This window comes from Mycobacterium sp. 852013-51886_SCH5428379, from assembly GCF_001665575.1.
GTDB lineage: Bacteria > Actinomycetota > Actinomycetes > Mycobacteriales > Mycobacteriaceae > Mycobacterium.
The window spans coordinates 1-3,903 of record NZ_LZSU01000027.1; the positions used below are offsets into that span (position 1 = coordinate 1).

The following is a 3,903-nucleotide window of genomic DNA, read 5'->3' on the forward strand; positions in this document are numbered from 1 at the left end:
AACCGCCGCCTACGCCGCGCCCTCGAGCACCGCGACCAGTCCTGCGTGGTCCCCGGCTGTGGGGCCACCCGCGGCCTGCACGCCCACCACCTGCAGCACTGGGAGGACGGCGGCCCCACCGAACTGTGGAACCTGGCCCTGGTCTGCCCGTTTCACCACCGCGCCCATCACCGCGGCGACATCACCCTCGCCGGACCCGCCGACCGCCTCGTCATAACCGACGCCACCGGGCAACCCATGACCAACCGCGCTCTCGCCCGGCCACCCACCACACCTCCACCGGATGTGAAACCGTGCCCCGGGCCGACCGGGGAACGCGCCGACTGGTGGTGGTACACCCCCTACCAACCCAAACCACCACCGGCCGCCGCGTAGTCAGTGGCCGAACGACCGGTCAGCTACAGACCGCGCCGACCGCTGCCGAACCGACGAGCTTGGTGTACTTCGCCAGCACGCCGGTGGTGTAGCGCGGCGGCAGCGGCTCGAAACCGGCCTTACGCGCGTCGAATTCGTCCTTGTCGACGAGCACGTCGAGCGTGCCGTTCGCGACGTCGAGCCGGATCCGGTCGCCGTCCTTGATGAATGCGATCGGGCCGCCGTCGACCGCCTCGGGGGCGATGTGACCGACGCACAGACCCGTCGTCCCACCGGAGAACCGGCCGTCGGTCATGAGCAGCACGTCCTTGCCCAGGCCGGCGCCCTTGATCGCACCGGTGATCGCGAGCATCTCGCGCATCCCGGGGCCGCCCTTGGGGCCCTCGTACCGGATGACGACGACGTCGCCGTGGGTGATGGTGCCGTCCTCCAGCGCGTCCAGTGCCGCCCGCTCGCGCTCGAAAACCCTTGCGGTGCCCTCGAAGACGTCGGAGTCGAACCCGGCCGACTTCACCACGGCGCCCTCCGGCGCGAGCGATCCGTGCAGGATCGTGATGCCACCCGTCGGGTGGATCGGATTGTTCATCGCGCGCAGCACCTTGCCGTCGGGATCCGGCGGCTCGATGTGCGCGAGGTTCTCGGCCATCGTCTGACCGGTCACGGTCAGGCAATCACCGTGCAGCAGACCGGCATCCAGCAGGGCCTTCATCACGACGGGCACGCCGCCGATCTCGTCGACGTGCTTCATCACGTGCCGACCGAACGGCTTCACGTCGGCCAGGTGTGGCACCTTGCTGCCGATCCGGGTGAAGTCCTCCAGGGCGAGCTTGACGTTGGCCTCCCAGGCGATGGCCAGCAGGTGCAGCACCGCGTTGGTGGACCCGCCGAACGCCATCACCACGGCGATCGCGTTCTCGAACGCCTCCTTGGTGAGGATGTCGCGCGCGGTGATGCCGCGGCGCAGCATCTCGACGACGGCCTCGCCGGAGCGGCGGGCGTAGTCCTCGCGCCGATTGTCGACAGCCAGCGGGGATGCGCTGCCCGGCAACGACATTCCGAGCGCCTCCGCGGCCGACGCCATGGTGTTGGCGGTGTACATGCCGCCGCAGGCGCCCTCGCCCGGACAGATCGCGCGCTCGATGATGTCGACGTCCTCACGGGACATCAGCCCGCGGGCACACGCCCCGACCGCCTCGAAGGCGTCGATGATCGTGACTTCCTTCTCGCTGCCGTCGGTCAGCTTGGCCACGCCGGGCATGATCGACCCGTTGTAGAAGAACACCGATGCCAAGTCGAGGCGGGCCGCGGCCATCAACATGCCGGGGATCGACTTGTCGCAGCCGGCGAGCAGGACGGTGCCGTCGAGGCGCTCGGCCTGCACCACGGTCTCGACGCTGTCGGCGATCACCTCACGCGAGACGAGGGAGAAGTGCATGCCCTCGTGCCCCATGGAGATGCCGTCGGACACCGAGATGGTGCCGAACTCCAGCGGGAACCCGCCCGCGGCGTGCACCCCGCCCTTGACCGACTGCGCGAGCCGCTGCAGCGACATGTTGCACGGTGTGATCTCGTTCCACGACGACCCGACGCCGATCTGCGGCTTGACCCAGTCGTCGTCACCCATACCGACCGCGCGCAGCATTCCGCGCGCCGCGGTCTTCTCGAGGCCGTCGGTGACGTCACGGCTCCGGGGTTTGATATCAGGGCTCTCTGAGGGCATTCAGCGATTATGCTCCTGCACTTTTGCCCGGCCAAACTGATATCAATACCCCGGAGGGGTACCCGGTAGGCTGGGGTCATGACCTCTTTCCCGATGCGCATCGCCGCGCTCTTCGTCGCGTTCGCCGCGGCCCTGCTGCTGTCCGCCTGCACGCCGTCGACCGAGGAGGCCGCCGGGGACGGTCATACCGACCACACCCACAGCTCGGGATCGGACTCCGCCGAACACGGACCGCACAACGCCGCCGACATCTCGTTCGCCCAGAACATGCTGCCCCACCACAAGCAGGCGCTGGAACTGGTCGACCTGGCCCGCGGCAACTCCACCGACCCCGCCCTACTGGAGCTCGCCGGCGCCATCGCCGCGGCTCAGGGTCCCGAAATCGGTCAGATGTCGGAGATGCTGCGCACCTGGGGCGAGAACCCCGACGCCGCGATGGACCACAGCGGCCACGACATGGCGATGCCGGGGATGGTCGACACGGCGACGATGCAGCGCCTCGAGTCGCTGCGCGGCGCGGAGTTCGACACACTGTGGCTGCAGTCGATGATCAGCCACCACGAGGGGGCGGTCGAGATGGCCCGCACCGAACTGGCCGACGGAGACAACCCCGAGGCCAAGGCACTCGCCGAGCACATCGTGTCCACTCAGGAGGCGGAGATCACCCAGATGAAGCAGATGCTGGAGGGTTGAGATGGCCCCTGTCGAGATGGCCCCTGAAGAACCCACGGCGCCGGGTGCGCACGGCTACTCACCGCAGAAGGAGAACTACGCCAAGCGGCTGCGGCGCATCGAGGGCCAGGTCCGCGGGATCGCGAAGATGATCGACGAGGACAAGTACTGCATCGACGTCCTGACCCAGATCAGTGCGGTCAACAGCGCCCTGCAGTCGGTGGCGCTGGGCCTGCTCGACGAGCACCTCGGCCACTGCGTGACCCAGGCGGTCGCCGAGGGCGGCACCGAGGCCGAGACGAAACTCGCCGAGGCGAGCGCGGCGATCGCGCGCCTGGTCCGCTCCTAGCGAAGCGATCCGGGGTGAGATTGGTACCCGCGACCGTCGAGCAGCTCGTCGCGCTGCGCGACGACCCTGAGGCGTTTGCGGCCCTGCTGGGCTACCCGGCTCCCGAAGGCTGGCCTGAGTTCGACGAGGCGATCGGATTCACCATCGACACGCTTACCGCGCACCCGGATCAGGAGCAGTGGTGGATGCACTTCTTCCTCGCCGAGGGCGGCACATTGCTGGTCGGGTCGGGTGGCTTCGTCGGGCCGCCCCGCGACGGCGTTGTCGAGATCGGGTACGAGATCGCCCCGGAGTTCCGCGGGCGCGGCTACGCGACGGCCGCTGCCCGGGCCATGATCGATAAGGCCGTCGCCGCTGACCCCGAGGTGACCACTGTCATCGCGCACACCCGGGCCCGCGAGAATCCGTCCACCGGAGTGCTGCGCAGACTCGGCTTTCAGCGCACGGCCGAGTTCGAGGACCCCGACGACGGCCCCGTTTGGCGCTGGCAACTGACCTTGAAGAAGTAACGCCCGGGGCCTGCACGGCGATCATCACAGCAGGTCAGCGCCGCGACAGGGGTGGCGCTATGCGCTCTGTGCGACACTGGGACCTTGATCTGTGACTGGAGGTGGCGCATGCCGCAGCGGACTGTGCGGAAGCTGACGACCGGATTTTTCGCGGCCGGACTGGTGGGAGGCCTGGTGATCGGCGCCCCCACGGCGCTGGCGCAGCCCGCCCCGCCGCCGCCACCGCCGGTGCCCGTCAACCCAGAGGAACCACAGCCGTGATCCGCATCAACCTCACT

Annotated in this window: 6 protein-coding genes; 5 read left to right on the forward strand and 1 reads right to left on the reverse strand. The window is 68.8% G+C overall.

The features are described from left to right. The coding region (locus tag A5757_RS22750; RefSeq protein WP_197497324.1) for an HNH endonuclease signature motif containing protein at positions 1 to 375 on the forward strand (375 nt) is incomplete at its 5' end. Between the two features lie 19 nt (positions 376 to 394). Here A5757_RS22750 and ilvD read toward each other — a convergent pair. Further along, entirely contained in the window at positions 395 to 2,095 is a 1,701-nt protein-coding gene (gene ilvD / locus A5757_RS11965) for a dihydroxy-acid dehydratase (protein WP_066833684.1), read from the reverse strand. A 78-nt stretch (positions 2,096 to 2,173) separates the two neighbouring features. On the opposite strand from ilvD, the gene A5757_RS11970 reads away from it, so the two are divergent. From A5757_RS11970 to A5757_RS23160, 4 genes are all read left to right on the forward strand, one after another. Continuing rightward, positions 2,174 to 2,788, forward strand: coding sequence for a DUF305 domain-containing protein (locus A5757_RS11970; RefSeq protein WP_066833687.1), 615 nt, complete (start codon positions 2,174 to 2,176; stop codon positions 2,786 to 2,788). A gap of 16 nt (positions 2,789 to 2,804) precedes the next feature. Beyond that, complete coding sequence (locus A5757_RS11975; protein ID WP_066833690.1) at positions 2,805 to 3,116, forward strand: metal-sensitive transcriptional regulator; 312 nt, start codon at positions 2,805 to 2,807, stop codon at positions 3,114 to 3,116. 14 nt (positions 3,117 to 3,130) lie between these two features. After that, positions 3,131 to 3,625, forward strand: coding sequence for a GNAT family N-acetyltransferase (locus A5757_RS11980; protein WP_231983963.1), 495 nt, complete (start codon positions 3,131 to 3,133; stop codon positions 3,623 to 3,625). A 108-nt stretch (positions 3,626 to 3,733) separates the two neighbouring features. Beyond that, positions 3,734 to 3,886: a hypothetical protein gene (locus tag A5757_RS23160; protein ID WP_156618335.1), complete on the forward strand. Its 153-nt coding sequence runs from the start codon at positions 3,734 to 3,736 to the stop codon at positions 3,884 to 3,886. Positions 3,887 to 3,903 lie beyond the last annotated feature (17 nt).

Bases quoted from the DNA above. Each gene is read 5' to 3' on its own strand.
- A5757_RS11970 (WP_066833687.1), top strand. From the start codon at position 2,174: ATGACCTCTTTCCCGATGCGCATCGCCGCGCTCTTCGTCGCGTTCGCC.
- ilvD (WP_066833684.1), bottom strand. From the start codon at position 2,095: ATGCCCTCAGAGAGCCCTGATATCAAACCCCGGAGCCGTGACGTCACC.
- A5757_RS23160 (WP_156618335.1), top strand. From the start codon at position 3,734: ATGCCGCAGCGGACTGTGCGGAAGCTGACGACCGGATTTTTCGCGGCC.
- A5757_RS11975 (WP_066833690.1), top strand. From the start codon at position 2,805: ATGGCCCCTGAAGAACCCACGGCGCCGGGTGCGCACGGCTACTCACCG.